Origin of the sequence: Streptomyces sp. UG1 (genome assembly GCF_049974585.1) — a bacterium.
Taxonomy (GTDB): domain Bacteria; phylum Actinomycetota; class Actinomycetes; order Streptomycetales; family Streptomycetaceae; genus Streptomyces.
Map to the genome: position 1 here is coordinate 242898 of NZ_JBNGGG010000004.1, position 20921 is coordinate 263818.

Consider the following 20921-nt stretch of genomic DNA (forward strand, 5'->3'; position numbering starts at 1 on the left):
TTGAACGGCCGCACCATGTACGCCCCCACCCTCGGAATCCTCGTGTTCGGCATCGTGCTCGGACTCGTCGGCATCTTCGAGGACGGGGGCGACGTATCGCGGGCAGGCATCCTGATCGCGTTCGCGGCCCTCCCGCCCCTCTGCTACTGGCAGACGCAGCGCGCCCACGAGGACATAGACGACCGAGTCGCAGACGCCTACGAGTCCGGATATCAGCAAGCCCTCGGACACGTCGCCCGCGGCCTACTCGACCAGAACGCAGCACCGCCCGACGGCGGCGAGAAAGTCGACCGCGCCGCCGACGGCACGTCCTACCCGACCACCCTCAACAACGTGCGCCCGCTGCGTCCAACCCGTCCGGAACAACACGAGCGGAAGATCGTATGACCCTCACGGAAGTGTCGCCCACGTTCCGCGGCTCGCCGACCGTCGGCGAGCCGTGGCTCGGCTACATCCGCGTATCCACGTGGAAAGAGGAGAAGATCAGCCCGGAACTCCAGAAAACCGCCATCGAGGCATGGGCCAGCCGCACCGGTCGCCGAATAGTCGACTGGATCGAAGACCTCGACATGACCGGGCGCAACTTCAAGCGCAAGATCATGAACGGCATTCAGCGAGTCGAGGAACGCGAAGCCGTCGGCATCGCCGTATGGAAGTTCAGCCGCTTCGGCCGAAACGACCTCGGCATCGCCGTCAACCTCGCCCGGCTCGAACACGCTGGCGGACACCTCGCCTCGGCGACCGAGGACGTCGACGTACGGACCGCCGTCGGACGCTTCAACCGGCGCATCCTGTTCGACCTCGCCGTATTCGAGAGCGACCGCGCCGGCGAAATGTGGAAGGACACCCACAAGTGGCGCCGCGCCCACGGCCTACCGGCAACCGGAGGTAGGCGCCTCGGCTACATCTGGTATCCGCGCCGCATCCCCGACCCCACCAGGCCGGGGCAATGGATCATCCAAGATGAACGGTACGAGGTCGACGAAAACGCCCGCGACGACATCGAGGCACTGTTCGAGCGGAAACTCGGCCACACCACCGGCACCCCCGAGGGATACGGCGCCCTCGCCGGATGGCTCAACCGACTCGGCTACCGCACAGGTGTGGGAACCCTTTGGAAGGCCGACAGTCTGCGCCGCTACATGCTGTCTGGATTCGCGGCCGGCCTACTCCGCATCCATGACCCGGATTGCCACTGTGACTACACAGCCAACGGCGGAACGTGTACTCGCTGGCTCCACATCGACGGCGCACACGAGGCGATCATCACCCCGGAAACCTGGGAACGGTTTCTTGCGCACGTCGAAGAACGACGGCGCATGTCCCCGCGTGCCCGGAACCCGACCTACCCGCTTACCGGACTCGTGCGCTGCGGGTCCTGCCGCGGGGACGCGGGCGCGACTTCCGCCAAGAGGGCATCCGGCCGCATCTACGGCTACGCCTACATGTGCGGGAATCAGTCCCACTCAGCCGGCACAGTCTGCAAGAACGGCGTATGGGTCCAGCGGTACCTAGTCGAGGACGCCGTCATGGACTGGGTACGGCGCGAGGCCGCGGCCGGCATCGACGCCGCGCCACCGACCCCCGTCGAGGCCGATCCGGACCGCGACCGGAAGCGTGCCGCCAGTGAGCGCGCGAGGCTACAGGCGGAACACACTCGCCTCCAAGGGGCACTGGCGAACCTCGCCGCCGACAAGGCGCTCAACCCGAACAACTACCCGCCCGGGGTGTTCGAGCAGGCCCAGGCGCAACTACTCGCCCAACTCCGCGAGGCGAAAGAAGGCGCCGAAGAGGCCGCCGCGGTCGAGGCCGCACCGCGCCGCGAGGACTTCGTACCGATCGCCGGCAAGCTGCTCGACCTCTGGGACGCGGACGTACTGGACGCGCCCGAGAAGAACGGCATCCTTCGGCAGCTCATACGCCGTGTCGTCTGCACCCGGGGCGCCAAGGGAAAGAAGGGAGTAGAGGGGAGCGGCGAAACCCGCATCACCGTTCATGCCGTGTGGGACCCGGACCCGTGGGTCGATACGCCTGCCGTCTGACCTGCTTCTTTAACTGATCGCATCCACTTGTTTTACACGTGCTGTCCCTGGACGAGACGCCGGAGTTCAGCAGCCAGGCCCTCGACGCCCTGCGACAGCCCTTGGAGGCTGGGCATGTCGTGATCGCGCGCAGTGCCGGCGTCGTGCGCTTCCCGGCGAAGTTCCTGATGGTCCTGGCCGCCAACCCCTGCCCCTGTGGCCGCTTCTCTCAGACGGACGACCTGTGCGAGTGCCCGCCCTCGTCGATCCGCCGCTATCAGGCGCGGCTGTCCGGGCCGCTGCTCGACCGGGTCGACCTGCGCGTCGAGGTGGACCGGGTCACCCGCGCCCAACTGGCCGAGCGCGGGGCCCGGGGCGAGTCCACCGCGACGGTCGCCGACCGGGTGCACGCGGCCCGCGAGCGGGCGTCGGCCCGGCTCGCCGGTACGCCCTGGCTGACCAACAGCGAGGTCCCCGGACGCGAGCTGCGCAGTCGCTGGCATGCCGCGGCCGGCGCCATGGACGAGGCGGAGCGGAACCTGGAGCGCGGCGTGCTGACCGCCCGTGGACTCGACCGCGTCCTGCGCGTCGCCTGGACCGTCGCCGACCTCGTCGGCCACGACCGGCCCGACGCCCATGACGTCGCCCTGGCTCTGCAACTGCGCACCGGCGTGCCGCGCGGCGTGCCCATGGCCATCGGGGCGCTGACGTGAACGCGAGTGAGGACCCCGACGACGAACTGCTCGGCCGGGTCTTTCTCTGTCGGGTCATTGAGCCCGGGGACGAGGTTGCCGGGCGGTGGGTGCGGGAGTTTGGGGTGGGGGAAGTGGTGCGGCGGTTGCGGGAGGGGGTGGGGGTGTTGCCGGGGGTGAGTCATCGGCGGTGGGAGGGGCTGCGGGCTCGGGCGGCGCGGGCCGATGCCGGTCGGGATCTTGCTGTCGCCCGGGATGCCGGGGTGCGGTTTCTGTGGCCGGGGGACGTGGAATGGCCCGGGCAACTCGACGATCTCGGGGACGCCCGGCCCCTCGGGCTGTGGGTGCGGGGGCAGGCCAGTCTGCGGATGTGGGCCCTGCGGTCCGTGGCCGTGGTCGGGGCACGCGCCTGTACCGAGTACGGCGCCCATATGGCGGCCACCCTCGCCGGCGGACTCGCCGAGCGAGGATGGGTGGTCGTCTCCGGCGGCGCCTACGGGGTCGACGGAGCCGCGCATCGCGGTGCCCTCGGAGCCGACGGGGCCACCGTCGCCGTGCTCGCCTGCGGAGTCGACCGGCCCTACCCGCGCGGGCACACCCAGTTGATCAACCGGATCGCGGAACAGGGTCTCGTGATCGGGGAACTGCCGCCGGGTGACCATCCCACACCGAGCAGGTTCATCGTGCGCAACCGCGTGATCGCGGCGCTGACCCGGGGCACCGTGGTCGTCGAGGCCGCCCACCGCAGCGGCTCCCTGGTCACCGCCCGAGCCGCACAACGGTTGGGCCGTCACACGATAGGGGTCCCCGGCCCGGCCACCAGCGGCCTCTCCGCCGGCGTCCACGAACTCCTGCGCGGGGACGCCGTCCTCGTCACCGACGCCGCCGAGGTCGTCGAACTGGTCGGCGACATGGGAGAGCTGGCCCCTGAGCGCCGCGGGCCCGTCCTGCCCCGCGATCTGCTGGAGCCCCGGGCCCGCCGGGTCCTGGCCGCGCTGCCCGGCGGACGCGCCGCGCGGTCGGACGAGATCGCGCGCGGTGCGCAGACCACCGAGGACGACGTGATCGCGAGACTGTACGAACTCCGCTCACTTGGCTACGTCGAACGACACGGCGACGGCTGGAAGTTGACACGCCAGGCGATGATCTCCGTTCGAGCCGGTCGAACCGGATGCTGACCGAGCGTGTTCGGCCGTACGGGGGAACACGGACGCCCTTGTGAATTCCCCCAGTTGGGGTGTTCGGGTGATCACGCAGCGCGATCACCCTGACCCGGCGGGGCGTCCAGCGGAACGTATCTGCGTACGGCTTGCCCGCCGCCCTTCGCGCACCGCGACACTCCAGTCACGCTACGCTCACGGGGATTCCGGATCAGACCGGCACCTCGACACCGGAAGGTCCCCAGTACGACATCAGAGCGACATCAGCCCGACAGCTCCCCCACAGCACCCCGCAATTTCACGGCAGAACGGCACAAGGCAACGAATGCCCCAGCACACCTCCGGGTCCGACCGGGCGGCCATCCCCCCAGCCGCCCGTGACGGTGGCAGCGAGCGACCGCCCGCTCCCTCGACGCTCGACGAGCTGTGGCGGTCGTACAAGGCGACGGGGGACGAGCGATTGCGCGAGCAGCTCATCCTGCACTACTCGCCGCTCGTCAAGTACGTGGCGGGCCGGGTGAGCGTCGGTCTGCCGCCCAATGTGGAGCAGGCGGACTTCGTGTCGTCGGGGGTGTTCGGGCTGATCGACGCGATCGAGAAGTTCGACATCGACCGGGAGATCAAGTTCGAGACGTACGCGATCACGCGGATCCGGGGCGCGATGATCGACGAGCTGAGGGCACTGGACTGGATCCCGCGCTCGGTGCGGCAGAAGGCACGGAACGTGGAGCGGGCCTACGCGACCCTGGAGGCGCGGCTGCGGCGGACGCCGACGGAGGCCGAGGTGGCCGTCGAGATGGGGATCGCGGTGGACGAACTCCACTCGGTCTTCAGCCAGTTGTCGCTGGCCAACGTGGTGGCGCTGGAGGAGCTGCTGCACGTCGGGGGCGAGGGCGGCGACGGGCTGAGCGTCATGGACACGCTGGAGGACACCGCCGCGGACAATCCCGTGGAGGTGGCCGAGGACCGGGAGCTGCGGCGATTTCTGGCGCGGGCGATCAACACGTTGCCCGAGCGGGAGAAGACCGTGGTGACCCTGTACTACTACGAAGGGCTCACGCTCGCCGAGATCGGAAACGTGCTCGGGGTGACCGAGAGCCGGGTGAGCCAGATCCACACCAAGTCCGTGCTGCAGTTGCGGGCGAAACTGGCCGGCTTCGGTCGTTGACCTGGCCGTACGGAGGTGAGGTTCCGTGCGCAGACTCCCGTCCACGAGGGCGCGTCCGTAAAGTGGTTGACGTGCCAAGGATTCGAGCGGCCTCCGTGGCCGAGCACCGGACGATGCAGCGAGCCGCCCTGCTGGACGCGGCGCGATCCCTGTTGTCCGAGGGCGGGACGGAGGCGCTGACCTTCCCGGCTCTCGCCGAGCGGACGGGGCTCGCGCGGTCGTCCGTCTACGAGTACTTCCGGTCGCGGGCAGCCGTGGTCGAGGAGCTGTGCGAGGTCGACTTTCCCGTGTGGGCCGGGGAGGTCGAGGCGGCCATGGCGGCGGCCGACGGCGCCGAGGCCAAGGTCGAGGCGTATGTGCGCAAGCAACTGGAGCTGGTCGGGGACCGGCGGCACCGGGCTGTCGTGGCGATCTCCGCGAGTGAGCTGGACGCCGGGGCGCGGGAGAAGATCCGGGCGGCGCACGGCGGGCTCGTGGCGATGATCGTCGAGGCGCTGGAGGAGATGGGGCACGGGCAGCCTCGGCTGGCGGCGATGTTGGTTCAGGGGGTTGTCGACGCGGCGGTACGGCGGATCGAGTTCGGGGCGGCGGAGGATCCTTCGGTGATCACGGACGCGACGGTGTCGGTGGCGCTGCGGGGCGTTCGGGGCTGACGTCGACTGGTCTTACGTCGGCTGAGGGCTGAGGGCTGAGGGCTGAGGGCTGGGTTGCGGTGCCCGGGCTCCGCTGGGCGCCCGGCGTGGGGGCTGGCCGGGGGTGGGTCGCGCAGCCCGGCGCTGACGGGGTGCCGCCCGCGCCCACCCGTGCCGCCCCAGGCGGCACGCATGCCCGCGGCTGGGCTGGCCCTTCTGCCGCGGCTGGGCAGGTCCCACCGCCCGCAGCTGGGCTGGCCCTACTGTCGGCGGCTGGGCAGGTCCTACCGCCCGCGGCTGGGCTGGCCCTACTATCGGCGGCTGGGCTGGCCTTTCTGCTGGCGGTTGGGCAGATCGTACTGCGGGCCGGTTGGGCTGGCTCTTCTCCCGGCGGCTGGGCTGATCCTTCTCCCGGCGGCTGGGCGGGTCCTATCGCCCGCGGCTGGGCTGGCCCTTCTCCCCGCGGCTGGGCCAGGCCCTACGGGGCGGGCAACGGCACCCCCAGCACCGGCAGGAGTCTCGACGGAGCTCTGTGCAGGAGCCACGGGGGCAGGAGTGACAGCGGGTTCAGGTATGTGTCGGCTCTCCGCAGGCCCCAGTGGACGCAGGTCGTCGCGCAGTGGGAGCCGGTCGGCTCCACGGTCGCCACGAGGTCGCCCGCCGCCACCTCGTCCCCCTTCTCCACCACCGCCCGCACCGGCTCATACGTCGTCCGCAGCGGCGGATCCCCTGTCCCAGACAGTTCCACCGACACGACTCCCCTCCCGGCCACCCGGCCCGCGAAGGAGACCCGCCCCGCCGCCACCGCCCGCACCGGTGCCCCGGCCGGGGCCGCCAGGTCCACGCCCCGGTGGCCGCGGCCGTACGGTGTCGTCGGTGGTTCCCAGCCGCGCAGGACCCGGGGGCGCACTCCAACGGGCCATGCCCGGCCGGCCGTCGGCACCGCGGGGTCCGCAGCGGGTGCCGCGCGCACGCTCGTGGCCGTCAGGGTCAGTCGTGGTGCCGGGGTCAGCAGGGCGGTCGCCGTCAGGAGCAGCAGTAACACCAGCCGCCCGCACATCCTCGCCGCCCTCTCGCATCGCTTCTCTCGCATGCGAGAACGGTCCCGCACCGCCACCGATCATGGCCGGTATCTGTGGATAACCGCCGGGTTGTGGACAGCGGCGTCACCCGGTACCTCGCGGGTCCCGTACACTTCTTCTGGCGATCCGGGTCACCGGGTCGACTTCGCACGCCCCGATACGACCACCGGAAACGGTCCGTATCAGCGCCCCTCGGTCCTCAGTGGCACGGCGCATGTGGGCGTCAGGCGCGGGAGCCGTCCGGCCCCCGCGGCACAACCGAGAACCAAGGAGAACACGGCCATGGCCGTCGTCACGATGCGGGAGCTGCTGGAAAGCGGCGTCCACTTCGGTCACCAGACCCGCCGTTGGAACCCGAAGATGAAGCGCTTCATCTTCACCGAGCGCAACGGCATCTACATCATCGACCTGCTCCAGTCGCTGTCGTACATCGACCGCGCCTACGAGTTCGTCAAGGAGACCGTCGCCCACGGCGGCACGGTCATGTTCGTCGGTACCAAGAAGCAGGCGCAGGAGGCCATCGCCGAGCAGGCCACCCGCGTCGGCATGCCCTACGTCAACCAGCGCTGGCTGGGCGGCATGCTCACCAACTTCTCGACCGTCTACAAGCGTCTGCAGCGCCTCAAGGAGCTTGAGCAGATCGACTTCGAGGACGTCGCGTCCTCCGGTCTGACCAAGAAGGAGCTTCTCGTGCTCTCGCGCGAGAAGGCCAAGCTGGAGAAGACCCTCGGTGGTATCCGCGAGATGCAGAAGGTGCCCAGCGCCGTCTGGATCGTGGACACCAAGAAGGAGCACATCGCTGTCGGTGAGGCCCGGAAGCTCAACATTCCGGTGGTCGCCATCCTCGACACCAACTGTGACCCCGACGAGGTCGACTACAAGATCCCGGGCAACGACGACGCGATCCGCTCCGTCACCCTGCTCACCCGTGTGATCGCCGACGCCGTCGCCGAGGGCCTCATCGCCCGTTCCGGCGTGGCGACGGAGGGCAAGGGCGAGAAGGCCGCGGGCGAGCCGCTCGCCGAGTGGGAGCGCGACCTGCTCGAGGGCGAGAAGAAGGCCGAGGAGGCCCCGGCCGCCGAGGCCGCCCCCGCCACCGAGGGCGACAAGCCCGCCGAGGCCGAGAAGGCCGCCGAGGGCGAGCAGGCCTGACATCGTCAGCGCTGACGACGGGGGCGGTCGACATGACGTCCGCCCCCGTCGTTCACCCGTTGGTCAGCCCGACGTACGCGGTCCGCGACTACATGTGGGTCGTGACCGTGCGGATCTAAACGAGAAAGACTCACAGACTCATGGCGAACTACACCGCCGCCGACGTCAAGAAGCTCCGTGAGCTCACCGGCGCCGGCATGATGGACTGCAAGAAGGCGCTGGACGAGGCCGAGGGCAACGTCGAGAAGGCCGTCGAGGCGCTCCGTATCAAGGGCCAGAAGGGCGTCGCCAAGCGCGAGGGCCGCTCCGCCGAGAACGGCGCCGTGGTCTCGATCATCGCCGACGACAACTCCTCCGGTGTCCTCGTCGAGCTGAAGTGCGAGACGGACTTCGTCGCCAAGGGCGAGAAGTTCCAGGCCGTGGCCAACACCATCGCCGAGCACGTCGCCAAGACCTCCCCGGCCGACCTCGAGGCCCTGCTCGCCTCCGAGATCGAGGCCGGCAAGACCGTCCAGGCGTTCGTCGACGAGGCCAACGCCAACCTCGGCGAGAAGATCGTCCTGGACCGCTTCGCGCAGTTCGCCGACGGCTACGTGCTCGCGTACATGCACCGCACGATGCCCGACCTGCCCCCGCAGATCGGTGTCCTCGTCGAGCTGGACAAGCCGAACGCCGAGGTCGCCAAGGGCGTCGCCCAGCACATCGCCGCCTTCGCGCCGAAGTACCTCGCCAAGGAGGACGTCCCGGCCGAGGTCGTCGAGTCCGAGCGTCGTATCGCCGAGGAGACCACCCGCGCCGAGGGCAAGCCCGAGGCCGCGATCGCCAAGATCGTCGAGGGTCGTCTGAACGGCTTCTTCAAGGACGCCACGCTGCTCGGCCAGCCGTACGCGCTCGACAACAAGAAGTCCGTCCAGAAGGTCCTGGACGAGGCCGGTGTCACCCTGAAGCGCTTCTCGCGCATCAAGGTCGGCATCTGAGTCCGTGCCGCGATCGGCGCCCGGTCCCGATAGGGTCAAGGGCAGTCGTTGACGGACGACAGCAGATCTGACGAGGAGGCCATTGCCGAGATGGGTTGCGAAACACACCCCAGCCGGCAGTGGTCTTCTTCGTTTGTGCACCACGTAACAAAGGCGGGATCTCGATGACCACCAAGGCCCAGAAGAGCGACGACGGCAAAGTGCGCGGCCGGTTTCTGCTGAAGCTGTCCGGAGAGGCCTTCTCCGGTGGCGGCGGCCTCGGCGTCGACCCGGACGTGGTGCACAAGATCGCCCGCGAGATCGCGGCCGTCGTACGTGACGGCGCGCAGATCGCGGTTGTCATCGGCGGCGGCAACTTCTTCCGCGGCGCCGAACTCCAGCAGCGTGGCATGGACCGGGCCCGCTCCGACTACATGGGCATGCTCGGCACCGTGATGAACTGCCTCGCCCTGCAGGACTTCCTGGAGAAGGAGGGCATCGACAGCCGGGTCCAGACCGCCATCACCATGGGCCAGGTAGCCGAGCCCTACATCCCGCTGCGCGCCGTACGGCACCTGGAGAAGGGCCGCGTGGTCATCTTCGGCGCCGGTATGGGCATGCCGTACTTCTCCACCGACACCACCGCCGCCCAGCGCGCCCTGGAGATCGACGCCGAGGCGCTGCTGATGGGCAAGAACGGTGTCGACGGGGTCTACGACTCCGACCCCAAGACCAACCCGGACGCCGTCAAGTTCGACTCCCTCGGCTACGGCGAGGTCATCACGCGCGATCTCAAGGTCGCCGACGCCACGGCGATCACCCTGTGCCGCGACAACAAGCTCCCGATCCTCGTCTTCGAGCTCCTGGCGGAGGGCAATATCGCCCGCGCCGTCAAGGGTGAGAAGATCGGCACGCTTGTGGGTGAGCAGGGCGGTCGGGGCTGACGCTCCGACAACGAACCCGTCCGGGGGACGGACGGGACGGACCCTGACCGGGGGATGGACAATGTCCTGCCGGTCGGGAACCGTGCAGGAAGAAGACGCGACGCAGCCGGCCGCCGCCCCCACCGAGGAACCGCAGCCGGGCCTTACTCAAGACGCAGGAGCAAGTGGTGATCGAAGAGACCCTCCTCGAGGCCGAGGAGAAGATGGAGAAGGCCGTCGTGGTCGCCAAGGAGGACTTCGCCGCGATCCGCACCGGCCGTGCGCACCCGGCGATGTTCAACAAGATCGTGGCCGACTACTACGGCGCGCCGACGCCGATCAACCAGCTGGCTTCGTTCTCCGTGCCGGAGCCGCGGATGGCGGTCGTCACCCCGTTCGACAAGAGCGCGCTGCGCAACATCGAGCAGGCGATCCGCGACTCCGACCTCGGCGTCAACCCGAGCAACGACGGCAACATCATCCGAGTGGTGTTCCCCGAGCTCACCGAGGAGCGCCGCCGCGAGTACATCAAGGTCGCCAAGGGCAAGGGCGAGGACGCCAAGGTGTCCATCCGCTCCGTCCGCCGCAAGGCCAAGGACGCCATCGACAAGCTGATCAAGGACGGCGAGATCGGCGAGGACGAGGGCCGGCGTGCGGAGAAGGAGCTCGACGACACCACGCACAAGTACGTGGCTCAGGTGGACGAACTCCTCAAGCACAAGGAAGCGGAGCTGCTCGAGGTCTGATGAACGACTCTTCCTGGGGGGCACCGTCCGGGGCCGGGCCTACTGGGCAGGCCGGGTACTGGGGGCCCACCGCGCGTGGACCTGCCCAGGGGGCTGCCCCGGCGGGTCCCGCGTACGATGCGCCTGAGGCGCAGCAGACTCGCCCCATGCCCATCGTGCCCGACGTACCCGCGTATGGCGGAGACCAGGATGACGACCGGGGGGCCGCTCGACCGAGCGGCCCCTTGTTCCACGGCCGGTCGCCGCAGACGCGGCCTCACGACATGCCGCAGGCGCGGCCCTCACAAGCGGCGCCGCAGAATCCGGAGCCCATGCACGACGCCCCGCAGCCGGCGCCCCAGCCGCAGAAGAAGAGCGCGGGGCGTGACCTGGGCGCGGCCATAGGGGTCGGCGTCGGGCTCGGCGTGGTGATCGTCGCGTCGCTGTTCGTCGTCAAGGCCGTGTTCGTCGGCGTCGTCGCGGTCGCCGTCGTCGTGGGTCTGTGGGAGCTGACCAAGCGGCTGGAGGAGCGCAAGGGCATCAAGGCGCCCGTCGTCCCGCTCGCGCTCGGCGGGGCGGCCATGGTCGTCGCCGGGTACGTCCGGGGCGCCGAGGGTGCCTGGGTGGCGATGGCGCTGACCGCGCTGGCCGTACTGGTCTGGCGGATGCTCGAGCCGCCCGAGGGCTACCTCAAGGACGTCACCGCCGGAGTCTTCGCGGCGTTCTACGTCCCGTTCCTGGCGACGTTCGTCGTGATGATGCTGGCGGCCGACGACGGAGCGTGGCGCGTCCTGACGTTCTTGCTGCTGACGGTCGTCAGCGACACCGGCGCGTACGCCGTCGGCTGGCGCTTCGGCACGCACAAGCTCGCCCCCCGCATCAGCCCCGGCAAGACCCGCGAGGGCCTGCTCGGCGCGGTGAGCTTCGCGATGGTGGCGGGCGCGCTGTGCATGCAGTTCCTGATCGACGACGGCTCCTGGTGGCAGGGCCTGCTGCTGGGCCTCGCGGTGGCGGCCAGCGCGACGCTCGGCGACCTCGGCGAGTCGATGATCAAGCGGGACCTGGGCATCAAGGACATGGGCACGCTGCTCCCGGGACATGGCGGAATCATGGACCGACTGGATTCGCTGTTGCCTACGGCGCCTGTGGTGTGGCTGCTCTTGGTGGTTTTCGTGGGGAGTGGCTGACGGAGGGACATGGCGCCGCGCCGCGGTAGCGGCAGGTCGATACGGCATGGACCGGCTGGATTCGCTGTTGCCTACGGCGCCTGTCGTCTGGCTGCTCCTCGTGCTGTTCGTGGGTTCGGGCTGACGGATCGGTCCGTGTCCAGGAGCCTTCGCTCTCGCAGAGCGGAGGCTCCTCGCTTTGTGGGACGATTTCTGTGTACGCCCCTCAAGGCATTCAAAGGGGGTCATCATGACCGTCATCCGAGAAAGCATCGACGTCGACCGGACCCCGGCCGAGGTCTACGCCTACATGACGGACTTCTCTCATCTGCCGGAATGGCAGCTCAGTGCCGTCTCGGCCGAACCGCTCGACGAGGGACCGCTCCACACCGGCTCCCGAGTCAAGGTCACCCGGCGGATAGGCAACCGTCAGATCCCGATGACCGTGCAGTTCGACGAGCTCGACCCACCCCGTAGCTGGGATCTGCACGGGATCGACGGCCCCGTCAGGCCCCGCACCCACGGTGAGATCGAGCCGCTCGACGACGGGCAGCGCTCCCGCGTGACGATCGACATCGACTTCGAGGGGCACGGCCTGGGCAAGGTCCTGGTACCGCTCGTGGTCCGCCCACAGGTCCGCAAGGAACTGCCGCGCGACGAACAACTCCTCAAGGACCGGCTGGAGGGCAGGACCGACTAGTCCTGCATCTGCGGCACACGGGCGTGGAGCAGGGTGCACCAGTGGATCTGCGACACTGGTTGAGCCATGCCTAAGCCCGGAGAACTCACTTTCGTCGCCCCCCGCGGAGCCAAGAAGCCGCCGCGGCACCTTGCCGATCTCACGCCCGGTGAGCGTAAGGATGCCGTGGCCGCGGTCGGGGAGAAGCCGTTTCGTGCCAAGCAGCTCTCGCAGCACTACTTCGCGCGGTACACCCATGACCCGGAGCAGTGGACCGACATCCCTGCCGGGGCGCGTGCCAAGCTGCGCGAGGAGTTGTTTCCGGAGCTGATGACCGTCGTACGGCATCTGTCGACCGACCAGGGGACGACGCGTAAGACGCTGTGGCGGCTGTTCGACGGTACGCTCGTCGAGTCGGTGCTGATGCGGTATCCGGACCGGGTGACGATGTGCATCAGTTCGCAGGCCGGGTGCGGAATGAACTGTCCCTTCTGCGCCACCGGGCAGGCGGGGCTCGACCGCAATCTGTCCACCGCCGAGATCGTGCATCAGATCGTGGACGGGATGCGGGCGCTGCGGGACGGAGAGGTCCCGGGTGGACCGGCGAGGCTCTCCAACATCGTCTTCATGGGGATGGGGGAGCCGCTCGCCAACTACAACCGGGTGGTGGGGGCCATCCGGCGGCTCACCGATCCCGAGCCGGACGGGCTGGGGCTGTCCCAGCGGGGGATCACCGTCTCGACCGTCGGCCTCGTCCCGGCCATCCACCGGTTCGCCGACGAGGGCTTCAAGTGCCGGCTCGCGATCTCGCTGCACGCGCCCGACGACGAGCTGCGCGACACCCTCGTCCCCGTGAACACGCGGTGGAAGGTGCGCGAGGTCCTCGACGCCGGATTCGAGTACGTCGAGAAGTCCGGGCGCCGGCTGTCCATCGAGTACGCCCTCATCCGGGACATCAACGACCAGGCGTGGCGCGGGGACCGGCTGGGGCGGCTGCTCAAGGGCAAGCCGGTGCATGTGAACCTGATTCCGCTGAACCCGACTCCGGGCTCGAAGTGGACGGCCTCGCGGCCCGCAGACGAGAAGGCGTTCGTCGAGGCCATCGCCGCCCATGGTGTGCCGGTGACCATTCGGGACACCCGTGGTCAGGAGATCGACGGAGCGTGTGGTCAGCTCGCCGCGACCGAGCGGTAGTCTGATCGCCGTAGGTACATCTTCATATTCCGACAGGGGAGCGCCACAGCGCTGAGAGTGCGGCAACCGGGCCGCAGACCCTCTGAACCTCGCCCAGGTCATTCTGGGTAGGAAGTTCGGTCATCACTCAAGCTGTTGCGCCCTGCCCGGAGGCCGAAGGAGACCTCCGGGCAGGGCCGCGTCTCTTCCTGGTCACCCAGGAGGAATCGAATCCAGTGAGCATCACCAAGAAGGCCACGGTCATCGCCGTCGGGCTCGGCCTCGTCACGCTGTCCGCGTGCGGTTCGTCCGACTCGGGCGGCGGCGACGCCGGGTCCAAGAGCACGACCGTGACCCTCGTCAGCCACAACTCGTGGGCCGTCTCGAAGAGCGTCCTCGCGGCGTTCGAGAAGGCGTCCGGCTACAAGGTCAAGGTCCTCAAGGACGGTGACGCCGGGCAAGCCGTCAACAAGGCCGTCCTCACCAAGGACAACCCGCAGGGCGACGTCTTCTTCGGCGTCGACAACACCCTGCTCTCGCGGGCCCTCGACAACGACCTGTTCCAGGCGTACGAGCCCAAGGGCTCCGACCTGATCCTCCCCGAGTACCGGGTCGACCAGGACGAGCACCGGGTCACCCCGATCGACACCGGCGACATCTGCGTCAACTACGACAAGGCGTACTTCAGCGAGCACAAGCTCGACCCGCCCACCTCGTTCGACGATCTGATCAAGCCCGAGTACAAGAACCTCCTCGTCACCGAGAACGCCTCCACCTCCTCGCCCGGCCTCGGCTTCCTGCTCGGCACCGCCGCCCAGTACGGCGACGACGGCTGGCAGGACTACTGGAAGAAGCTGAAGGCCAACGGCGTCAAGGTCGTCGACGGCTGGGAGCAGGCCTACAACGAGGAGTTCTCCGGGTCCGCCGGCGGCAAGAAGGCCAAGGCCGACCGGCCGCTCGTCGTGTCGTACGCCTCCTCGCCGCCCGCCGAGGTCATCTTCGCCGACCCGAAGCCGACCACCGCGCCGACCGGGGTGGCGACCGGCACCTGCTTCCGGCAGGTCGAGTACGCGGGCCTGCTGAGCAACGCCAAGAACGCCGAGGGCGGCAAGGCGCTCCTCGACTTCATGCTCACCAAGACCTTCCAGGACGACATGCCGCTCAACATGTTCGTCTACCCGGTGGTCGAGGGCGCCCAGGTGCCCGCGGAGTTCACCAAGTACGGGCCGCAGGCCGAGAACCCCGAGACCATGGACCCGGCCAAGATCGCCGACAACCGTGACGACTGGGTCAAGTCGTGGACCTCGCTCGTACTGAAGTAACTGAAGTAACCGAAGCAGCGGTCCCGCCCAGGAGGGGCGCGGCGGTGCGGCTCGGCCTCGTCGCCGTGCCCGTCGCGTTCTTCGCGGTCTTCTTCGCCTACCCGGTCACCGCGATCGTCGCGCGCGGTCTGAAGGTCGACGGGGCCTGGCAGTTCGGGCGGCTGTGGGACGTGCTCGGGGAGTCCGACATCCGGCACGTCCTGTGGTTCACCACCTGGCAGGCGCTCGCCTCCACGGCGCTGACCCTGCTGATCGCGCTGCCCGGTGCCTATGTCTTCGCCCGCTTCGACTTCCCCGGCAAGCAGGTTCTGCGGGCCGTGGTGACCGTGCCCTTCGTGCTGCCGACGGTCGTCGTCGGTACGGCGTTCCTCGCGTTGGTCGGCCGTGGCGGACTTCTCGACGAGCTGTGGGACGTACGGCTCGACACCACCGTGTGGGCCATCCTGCTCGCGCACGTCTTCTTCAACTACGCCGTCGTCGTACGGACGGTCGGCGGGCTCTGGGCGCAGCTCGACCCCCGGCAGGAGGAGGCCGCGCGGATGCTGGGGGCGTCGCCCCTCAAGGCCTGGCGTCAGGTCACCCTCCCGGCCCTCGCGCCCGCCGTGGCCGCCGCCGCCCTCATGGTCTTCCTGTTCACCTTCACCTCCTTCGGTGTCGTCCAGATCCTCGGCGGCCCGACCTTCTCCACCCTCGAAGTGGAGATCTACCGGCAGACGTCCGAGATCTTCGACCTGTCCACGGCCGCCGTCCTGACGATGATCCAGTTCGTGGCGGTGGGCGCGATCCTCGCCGTGCACGCCTGGACGGTACGGCGCCGGGAGAGCGCCCTGCGTCTGGTGGACGCGTCGGTGACCGCTCGGCGGCCGCGCGGGGCGGGGCAGTGGGCGCTGCTGGCCGGTGTCCTGGCCGTCATCGTCGTACTCCTGCTGCTGCCGCTCGGCGTGCTGGTGCAGCGGTCCCTCGACGCCCCCGACTTCGGCTACTACCGGGCGCTGACCAGTGCCGACGGCGGGGTCTTCCTCGTCGCGCCGATCGAGGCGATCGGCAATTCGCTCCAGTACGCCGTCGTCGCCACCCTCATCGCGGTGCTGATCGGCGGACTGGCCGCCGCCGCGCTCACCCGACGGGACGCGGGCCGGTTCGTGCGGGGCTTCGACGCGCTGTTGATGCTGCCGCTCGGGGTGTCCGCGGTGACGGTGGGCTTCGGGTTCCTGATCGCGCTGGACGAGCCGCCGCTCGACCTCCGCAGTTCCTGGATCCTCGTGCCGCTGGCGCAGGCGCTGGTCGGGGTGCCGTTCGTCGTACGGACCATGCTGCCCGTGCTGCGGGCCGTGGACCAGCGGCTGCGCGAGGCGGCCTCGGTGCTGGGAGCCTCGCCCTGGCGGGTCTGGCGCGAGGTCGATCTGCCGATGGTGCGGCGGGCGCTGCTGATCGCGGCCGGGTTCGCCTTCGCGGTGTCACTCGGGGAGTTCGGGGCGACCGTGTTCATCGCACGGCCCGACAACCCGACGCTGCCGGTCGCGGTGGCGCGGCTGCTGGGGCGGGCCGGCGAGCTCAACTACGGCCAGGCCATGGCCCTTTCGACGGTGTTGATGGTGGTGTGCGCGGTGGCGCTGCTGGTGCTGGAGCGGCTTCGTACGGATCGGACGGGGGAGTTCTAGATGGTGCTGGATCCGCAGAGTCTGCTGAGTCTCGCTGGTGCGACCGTGCGGTTCGGCGGGCGGGCCGTGCTGGACGCCGTCGACCTCGAGGTCGCCGAGCACGAGATCGTGTGCGTGCTCGGGCCGAGCGGCAGTGGCAAGTCGACGCTGCTGCGGGCCGTGGCGGGGCTGCAGCCCCTCGACGGCGGGCGGGTGGCGCTCGACGGGCGGGACCAGGCCGGGGTGCCCGCGCACCGGCGGGGCGTCGGGCTGATGTTCCAGGACCATCAGCTCTTCCCGCAGCGCGACGTCGGCGGCAACGTGGCCTTCGGGGCGCGGATGCACGGCGCCTCCAAGGCGGAACAGGGCGAGCGGGTACGGGAGTTGCTCGACCTGGTCGGGCTGCCGGGCGCGGCCGGGCGGGCCGTGGCCTCGCTGTCCGGCGGGGAGCAGCAGCGGGTGGCGCTGGCCCGGGCGCTCGCACCCCGGCCGCGGCTGCTGATGCTGGACGAGCCGCTGGGGCAGCTCGACCGCTCGCTGCGGGAGCGGCTCGTGGTCGAACTCCGGGAGCTGTTCGGGCGGTTGGGCACCACCGTGCTGGCCGTGACGCACGACCAGGGCGAGGCCTTCGCGCTCGCCGACCGGGTCGTGGTGATGCGAGACGGGCGGATCGCCCAGACCGGGACGCCGCTCGAGGTGTGGCAGCACCCGGCCGACGCGTTCGTGGCGCGCTTCCTCGGCTTCGACAACGTGGTCGAGGGCACGGTCGCCGGGGAGGCCGCCGACACCCCCTGGGGCAAGCTGCCGGTCGGCGAGGGCGCCGCCCAGGGTCCGGGAACGCTGCTCGTACGGCCGGCCGGGGTGCGACTGGTCGCGCCCGACGCCGGGCTGCGCTGCACGGTGGCCGCGCGGACGTTCCGGGGCACTCATGTCGCCGTGCACCTCCATCCGGAGGACGCGCCGCGCCTGGAGGCGGCGTGTGCGCTGCGGGAGGCGCCGGAGGTCGGGGACGCCGTCGGAGTGGAGTTCGACGCCGCCGAAATTGTCGTGCTGGGCTGAGCGGACCGCCCCTAGGGTGCTACGTATGACTCCGCTCACGCATGATCGCTACTGCGACGAAATCGCCCACCAGGTACGGCAGCTCAGGACCGCGGTGACCTCGGGCGCGGACCTCGCGACCACCGTGCCGACCTGTCCGGACTGGTCCCTGGAGCAGCTCGTACGGCACATGGGCGCGGCCCTGCGCTGGGTGGAGCTGATGGTGCGGACGCGGGCCGAGGAGGAGATCCCGGAGGAACAGGTGCCGGGGGCCGGCGGGCCCGAGGGCGAGGGGGACGCCGCCGCCCTGGACGCCTGGCTCGCGGAGACCGGTGAGATGGTCGTCACCACACTGCGGGAGGCAGGGCCGGACACCAAGGTGTGGGGATGGGCCGGGATTCTCAACGCCGGGTTCTGGGCCCGCCGTATGACGCACGAGATCACGGTCCACCGGGCGGACGCGACCCTCGCGGCCGGGCTGCCGTACGAGGTCGCGCCGGACGTGGCCGCCGACGCCGTCGACGAGTGGCTGCAGATGGTCGAGTGGGCTCAGCGGACACTGCCGGACGACCCGGCGAAGGAGCTGCGCAGGCCGGGGAGCAGCATCCATCTGCACGCCACGGACGGCACGCCCGACGTCAACGCGGAGTGGACCATCGATCTCTCCGAGGACGTCATCGCCTGGCGGCGCGGCCACGAGAAGGCGACCGTCGCCCTGCGCGGCCCCCTGACCGCCGTGCTGCTCGCCTTCTACCGCCGACTGCCGCTGGACAGCCCCGAGTTGGAGGTCCTCGGCGAGCGGGAGCTGCTGGAGTTCTGGCTGGAGCGGGCGACGTTCGGCTGACAGCCGACAGACGTGTGGCCCGCCCCCGAATTCGCCGGGAAGGGGGCGGGCCACATGGTGGTGCTGCTCTGCGGGTGCGTCAGCGGTCGCCGTTCGCCCCACGGCGGCGCAGGCCGAAGAAGACGGCACCGCCACCGATCGCCACGAGCGCGACCGCGATGCCGGCGATCAGGCCGGTGTTGGAGTCCGCACCGGTCTCGGCGAGGTTGGAGTCACCGGCGTCCGCCGGGGCCGGAGCGTTGCTCTCGGTGTCCACGGGCGGCGTGCTGTCGCCCTCCGACGGCGTCGGGGACGGGGTGTCGGTCTCCTCGGCCGGGGTCGAGGCGGAGTCCGACGGGGTCGGGGTCGGCTCCTCCGACGGAGCCGGCGGCTTCTCCTCGTCCTTCTTGCAGGCCGTGGACGGCGTCGTCAGGTTGGGCTTGATGTCCTCGTCGACATAGCCCTCGGCCTTGACGTGGACGCGGTACTCCGCGTCCGGCTTCCAGTTCTCGGCGAAGGTGATGGTGACACCCTCGCGCGAGCCCTTGACCACCTGCTCGCCGACCTTCTTCAGGTCGGCGCCGTTGTTCTGCAGGAACACCGAGACGGTCGCCGGGACACCGCTGGGGTCCACGTCGGTGACGGTGATGATGCCCTTGTCGCCGTCGCACTTGGCTTCGGCGGAGAATTCACTGATGTCGCAGGCGAGCGCGGTGCCCGAGACGGAGAGCGCGAGCGCGGCGGCCGCGGAGGCGACGCCCAGAGCGCGCACGGAACGTGCGACGGTACGGCGGTTTATGGACACGTTTGTCCTTACGGGAGTTGCATCACTGAGGGGGGTTCGGAGGAGCCGGCGACCTGGCATCGCCGACCCCAGGAGTCTCACAGGTTTATAAGCGTGGCATAAGCAGTGTCAACGCGTATGCAGCCTACAGGCGTTGGCTTTGCCCTCTTATTAACCGCCGAGACGTTTCAACGCCTCTGGCGCCTCCTCGATCCGGTCCACGAGGGCGATCCGCGCCTGCATCGACCGATCGCGGGCCAGGGACTCCAGCAGCGGCCAGGCCGGCAGCTTCCCGGTCCAGTGCGCGCGGTCGACCAGGACCATGGGGGTGGGCTCACCGCGCGACTCGTAGTAGTTCGGCGTCGCGTTGTCGAAGATCTCCTGGACGGTCCCGGCGGCGCCCGGCAGGAAGACGACGCCCGCGTTGGAACGGGCCAGCAGGCCGTCCTCGCGGGTGGCGTTGGCGAAGTACTTGGCGATGTGCGAGGCGAACGGGTTCGGCGGCTCGTGGCCGTAGAACCAGGTCGGGATGCCGACGGAGCGGCCACCCTTGGACCAGCGGGCGCGCACCTCGAAGGCGGCCGCCGCCCAGTCGGTGATCGAGGGTGTGAACCCGGGTGCCTTGGCGAGGAGCCGGAGGGCGTCGAGGAGCATCGCGTCGTCGAACGGGGCCGCGTACGCGCCGAGGTTGGCCGCCTCCATCGCGCCCGGTCCGCCGCCGGTGGCGACTGTGAAATGCGCGCGGGCCAGCTCCCGGCCGAGCCGCGCGGCGCCCTCGTACGCCGGTGTGCCGCGGCGCATCGCGTGGCCGCCCATGACGCCCACCACCCGGGCGCCGGACAGGAGTTCGTCGAGCGCGTCCGAGACGGAGTCGTCGTGGATCGCGCGCAGCATGGAGGCGTACACGTCGCGGTCCGCCTTGGTCCGCTGGAACCAGGCGTACGCGCGGGCGTCGGGGGTGTTCTCGTAGCCGTCGGCCAGGGAGGCGAACAGCTCGTCGGGGGAGTAGACCAGGCCCCGGTACGGCTCGAAGGGCAGGCCGGGGACCAGCGGGAAGACCAGGGCGCCGTCGGTGCGTATCTTCGCGGCCGCCTCCTCGCGCATCCGGCAGCCGAGGAAGACGGCGCCCGCCGCGGAGGTGGTGAGCAGTTCGCGCGTACGGTCCGTCAGGTCGACTGCCTGGACCCGGAATCCGGCGAGGGTGCCGCGCGCCGAGACGGTCGCGTCGAACTCCTCCAGCGTCTCTATCTCACGGTCGTTGTGGTGGGCCGCATGGGCGGGCATCGTCTGCACCCGCCCATGCTAGACAGGGTGGTTCAGCCCTCGACGGCTGCCGGGTCCATCCACACGACCTCCCAGGTGTGGCCGTCGAGGTCGTCGAAGGCGCGGCCGTACATGAAGCCCATGTCCTGGATCTTGTCCGACGCGGTGCCGCCGGCGGCGACGGCCTTGTCGACCAGCTCGTCCACCTTCGCGCGGCTCTCGGCGCTCAGACAGACCAGCACCTCGCTGGTCTTCGTGGCGTCCGCGATCTCCTTGTCGGTGAAGGTCGCGTAGAACGGCTTGGTGAGCAGCATCGCCACGATGGTGTCGCTGATCACCACGGAGGCCGCGTTGTCGTCGCTGAACTGGGGGTTGATCGAGTAGCCCAGCTCCGTGAAGAACTTCTTCGAGGCGTCGAGGTCGTTCACGGGCAGGTTGACGAAGATCATCTGCTGGTAGGCGGGGGCGGTCATCGTGGTCTCTCCCATCGGGGCGGTTGCTGTTCGATGGGGTAGACCGGGG

Annotated in this window: 20 protein-coding genes and 1 pseudogene; 17 read left to right on the forward strand and 4 right to left on the reverse strand. The window is 69.7% G+C overall.

Features of this window, described 5'->3' with window-relative positions:
• The 6 genes and pseudogenes from ACP4J3_RS06675 to ACP4J3_RS06700 all read left to right on the forward strand — a co-directional run bounded on the left by ACP4J3_RS06675 (position 1) and on the right by ACP4J3_RS06700 (position 5694).
• A complete protein-coding gene (locus ACP4J3_RS06675; RefSeq protein WP_426531383.1) occupies positions 1–387 on the forward strand; it encodes a hypothetical protein in 387 nt (128 codons plus the stop codon).
• Complete coding sequence (locus tag ACP4J3_RS06680) at positions 384–2042, forward strand: recombinase family protein (protein ID WP_426531385.1); 1659 nt, start codon at positions 384–386, stop codon at positions 2040–2042. Before ACP4J3_RS06675 ends, ACP4J3_RS06680 begins: the two co-directional genes overlap by 4 nt.
• Positions 2043–2080: 38 nt before the next feature.
• Positions 2081–2734 (forward strand): annotated as a pseudogene (locus ACP4J3_RS06685) (ATP-binding protein); the annotation flags it as partial.
• Entirely contained in the window at positions 2731–3891 is a 1161-nt protein-coding gene (dprA, locus tag ACP4J3_RS06690) for a DNA-processing protein DprA (RefSeq protein WP_426531387.1), read from the forward strand. The pseudogene ACP4J3_RS06685 and the gene dprA, both read left to right, overlap by 4 nt.
• A gap of 307 nt (positions 3892–4198) precedes the next feature.
• Positions 4199–5041: an RNA polymerase sigma factor WhiG gene (gene whiG, locus ACP4J3_RS06695; protein WP_426531389.1), complete on the forward strand. Its 843-nt coding sequence runs from the start codon at positions 4199–4201 to the stop codon at positions 5039–5041.
• Positions 5042–5136: 95 nt separating this feature from the next.
• Complete coding sequence (locus ACP4J3_RS06700; RefSeq protein ID WP_426531499.1) at positions 5137–5694, forward strand: TetR/AcrR family transcriptional regulator; 558 nt, start codon at positions 5137–5139, stop codon at positions 5692–5694.
• Between the two features lie 457 nt (positions 5695–6151).
• On the opposite strand, the gene ACP4J3_RS06705 is transcribed toward ACP4J3_RS06700, so the two are convergent.
• Complete coding sequence (locus ACP4J3_RS06705) at positions 6152–6766, reverse strand: murein hydrolase activator EnvC family protein (RefSeq protein ID WP_426531391.1); 615 nt, start codon at positions 6764–6766, stop codon at positions 6152–6154.
• A gap of 271 nt (positions 6767–7037) precedes the next feature.
• Between ACP4J3_RS06705 and rpsB the strand changes: the two genes are divergently transcribed.
• The 11 genes from rpsB (at position 7038) to ACP4J3_RS06760 (ending at position 18373) form a co-directional block, all read left to right on the forward strand.
• Positions 7038–7907: a 30S ribosomal protein S2 gene (rpsB, locus tag ACP4J3_RS06710; RefSeq protein ID WP_426531393.1), complete on the forward strand. Its 870-nt coding sequence runs from the start codon at positions 7038–7040 to the stop codon at positions 7905–7907.
• Between the two features lie 140 nt (positions 7908–8047).
• Positions 8048–8884 (forward strand): translation elongation factor Ts, encoded by an 837-nt coding sequence (gene tsf / locus ACP4J3_RS06715; RefSeq protein ID WP_426531395.1) that lies wholly within the window; start codon positions 8048–8050, stop codon positions 8882–8884.
• Positions 8885–9048: 164 nt separating this feature from the next.
• A complete protein-coding gene (gene pyrH / locus ACP4J3_RS06720; RefSeq protein WP_426531397.1) occupies positions 9049–9807 on the forward strand; it encodes a UMP kinase in 759 nt (252 codons plus the stop codon).
• Between the two features lie 167 nt (positions 9808–9974).
• Positions 9975–10532, forward strand: a complete 558-nt coding sequence (gene frr, locus ACP4J3_RS06725; RefSeq protein ID WP_055623354.1) for a ribosome recycling factor — start codon at positions 9975–9977, stop codon at positions 10530–10532.
• 146 nt (positions 10533–10678) lie between these two features.
• On the forward strand, positions 10679–11698 hold the full coding sequence (locus tag ACP4J3_RS06730; protein WP_426531399.1) for a phosphatidate cytidylyltransferase: 1020 nt from the start codon (positions 10679–10681) through the stop codon (positions 11696–11698).
• Between the two features lie 229 nt (positions 11699–11927).
• A complete protein-coding gene (locus ACP4J3_RS06735) occupies positions 11928–12377 on the forward strand; it encodes an SRPBCC family protein (protein ID WP_426531401.1) in 450 nt (149 codons plus the stop codon).
• A 66-nt stretch (positions 12378–12443) separates the two neighbouring features.
• On the forward strand, positions 12444–13550 hold the full coding sequence (rlmN, locus tag ACP4J3_RS06740; protein ID WP_426531403.1) for a 23S rRNA (adenine(2503)-C(2))-methyltransferase RlmN: 1107 nt from the start codon (positions 12444–12446) through the stop codon (positions 13548–13550).
• A gap of 215 nt (positions 13551–13765) precedes the next feature.
• On the forward strand, positions 13766–14851 hold the full coding sequence (locus ACP4J3_RS06745) for a thiamine ABC transporter substrate-binding protein (RefSeq protein WP_426531405.1): 1086 nt from the start codon (positions 13766–13768) through the stop codon (positions 14849–14851).
• Entirely contained in the window at positions 14827–16512 is a 1686-nt protein-coding gene (locus tag ACP4J3_RS06750; RefSeq protein WP_426531407.1) for an ABC transporter permease, read from the forward strand. Before ACP4J3_RS06745 ends, ACP4J3_RS06750 begins: the two co-directional genes overlap by 25 nt.
• Positions 16513–17550, forward strand: a complete 1038-nt coding sequence (locus tag ACP4J3_RS06755; protein WP_426531409.1) for an ABC transporter ATP-binding protein — start codon at positions 16513–16515, stop codon at positions 17548–17550.
• Between the two features lie 25 nt (positions 17551–17575).
• The gene (locus ACP4J3_RS06760) at positions 17576–18373 is read left to right on the forward strand and encodes a maleylpyruvate isomerase family mycothiol-dependent enzyme (RefSeq protein ID WP_426531411.1); all 798 of its coding nucleotides are present in this window, start codon (positions 17576–17578) and stop codon (positions 18371–18373) included.
• Positions 18374–18452: 79 nt separating this feature from the next.
• Here ACP4J3_RS06760 and ACP4J3_RS06765 read toward each other — a convergent pair whose 3' ends face one another.
• The 3 genes from ACP4J3_RS06765 to ACP4J3_RS06775 all read right to left on the reverse strand — a co-directional run bounded on the left by ACP4J3_RS06765 (position 18453) and on the right by ACP4J3_RS06775 (position 20872).
• Positions 18453–19124: an LAETG motif-containing sortase-dependent surface protein gene (locus tag ACP4J3_RS06765; protein WP_426531413.1), complete on the reverse strand. Its 672-nt coding sequence runs from the start codon at positions 19122–19124 to the stop codon at positions 18453–18455.
• Positions 19125–19307: 183 nt separating this feature from the next.
• The gene (locus ACP4J3_RS06770; RefSeq protein WP_426531415.1) at positions 19308–20429 is read right to left on the reverse strand and encodes an LOG family protein; all 1122 of its coding nucleotides are present in this window, start codon (positions 20427–20429) and stop codon (positions 19308–19310) included.
• A gap of 23 nt (positions 20430–20452) precedes the next feature.
• Entirely contained in the window at positions 20453–20872 is a 420-nt protein-coding gene (locus ACP4J3_RS06775; protein WP_426531417.1) for a VOC family protein, read from the reverse strand.
• Positions 20873–20921 lie beyond the last annotated feature (49 nt).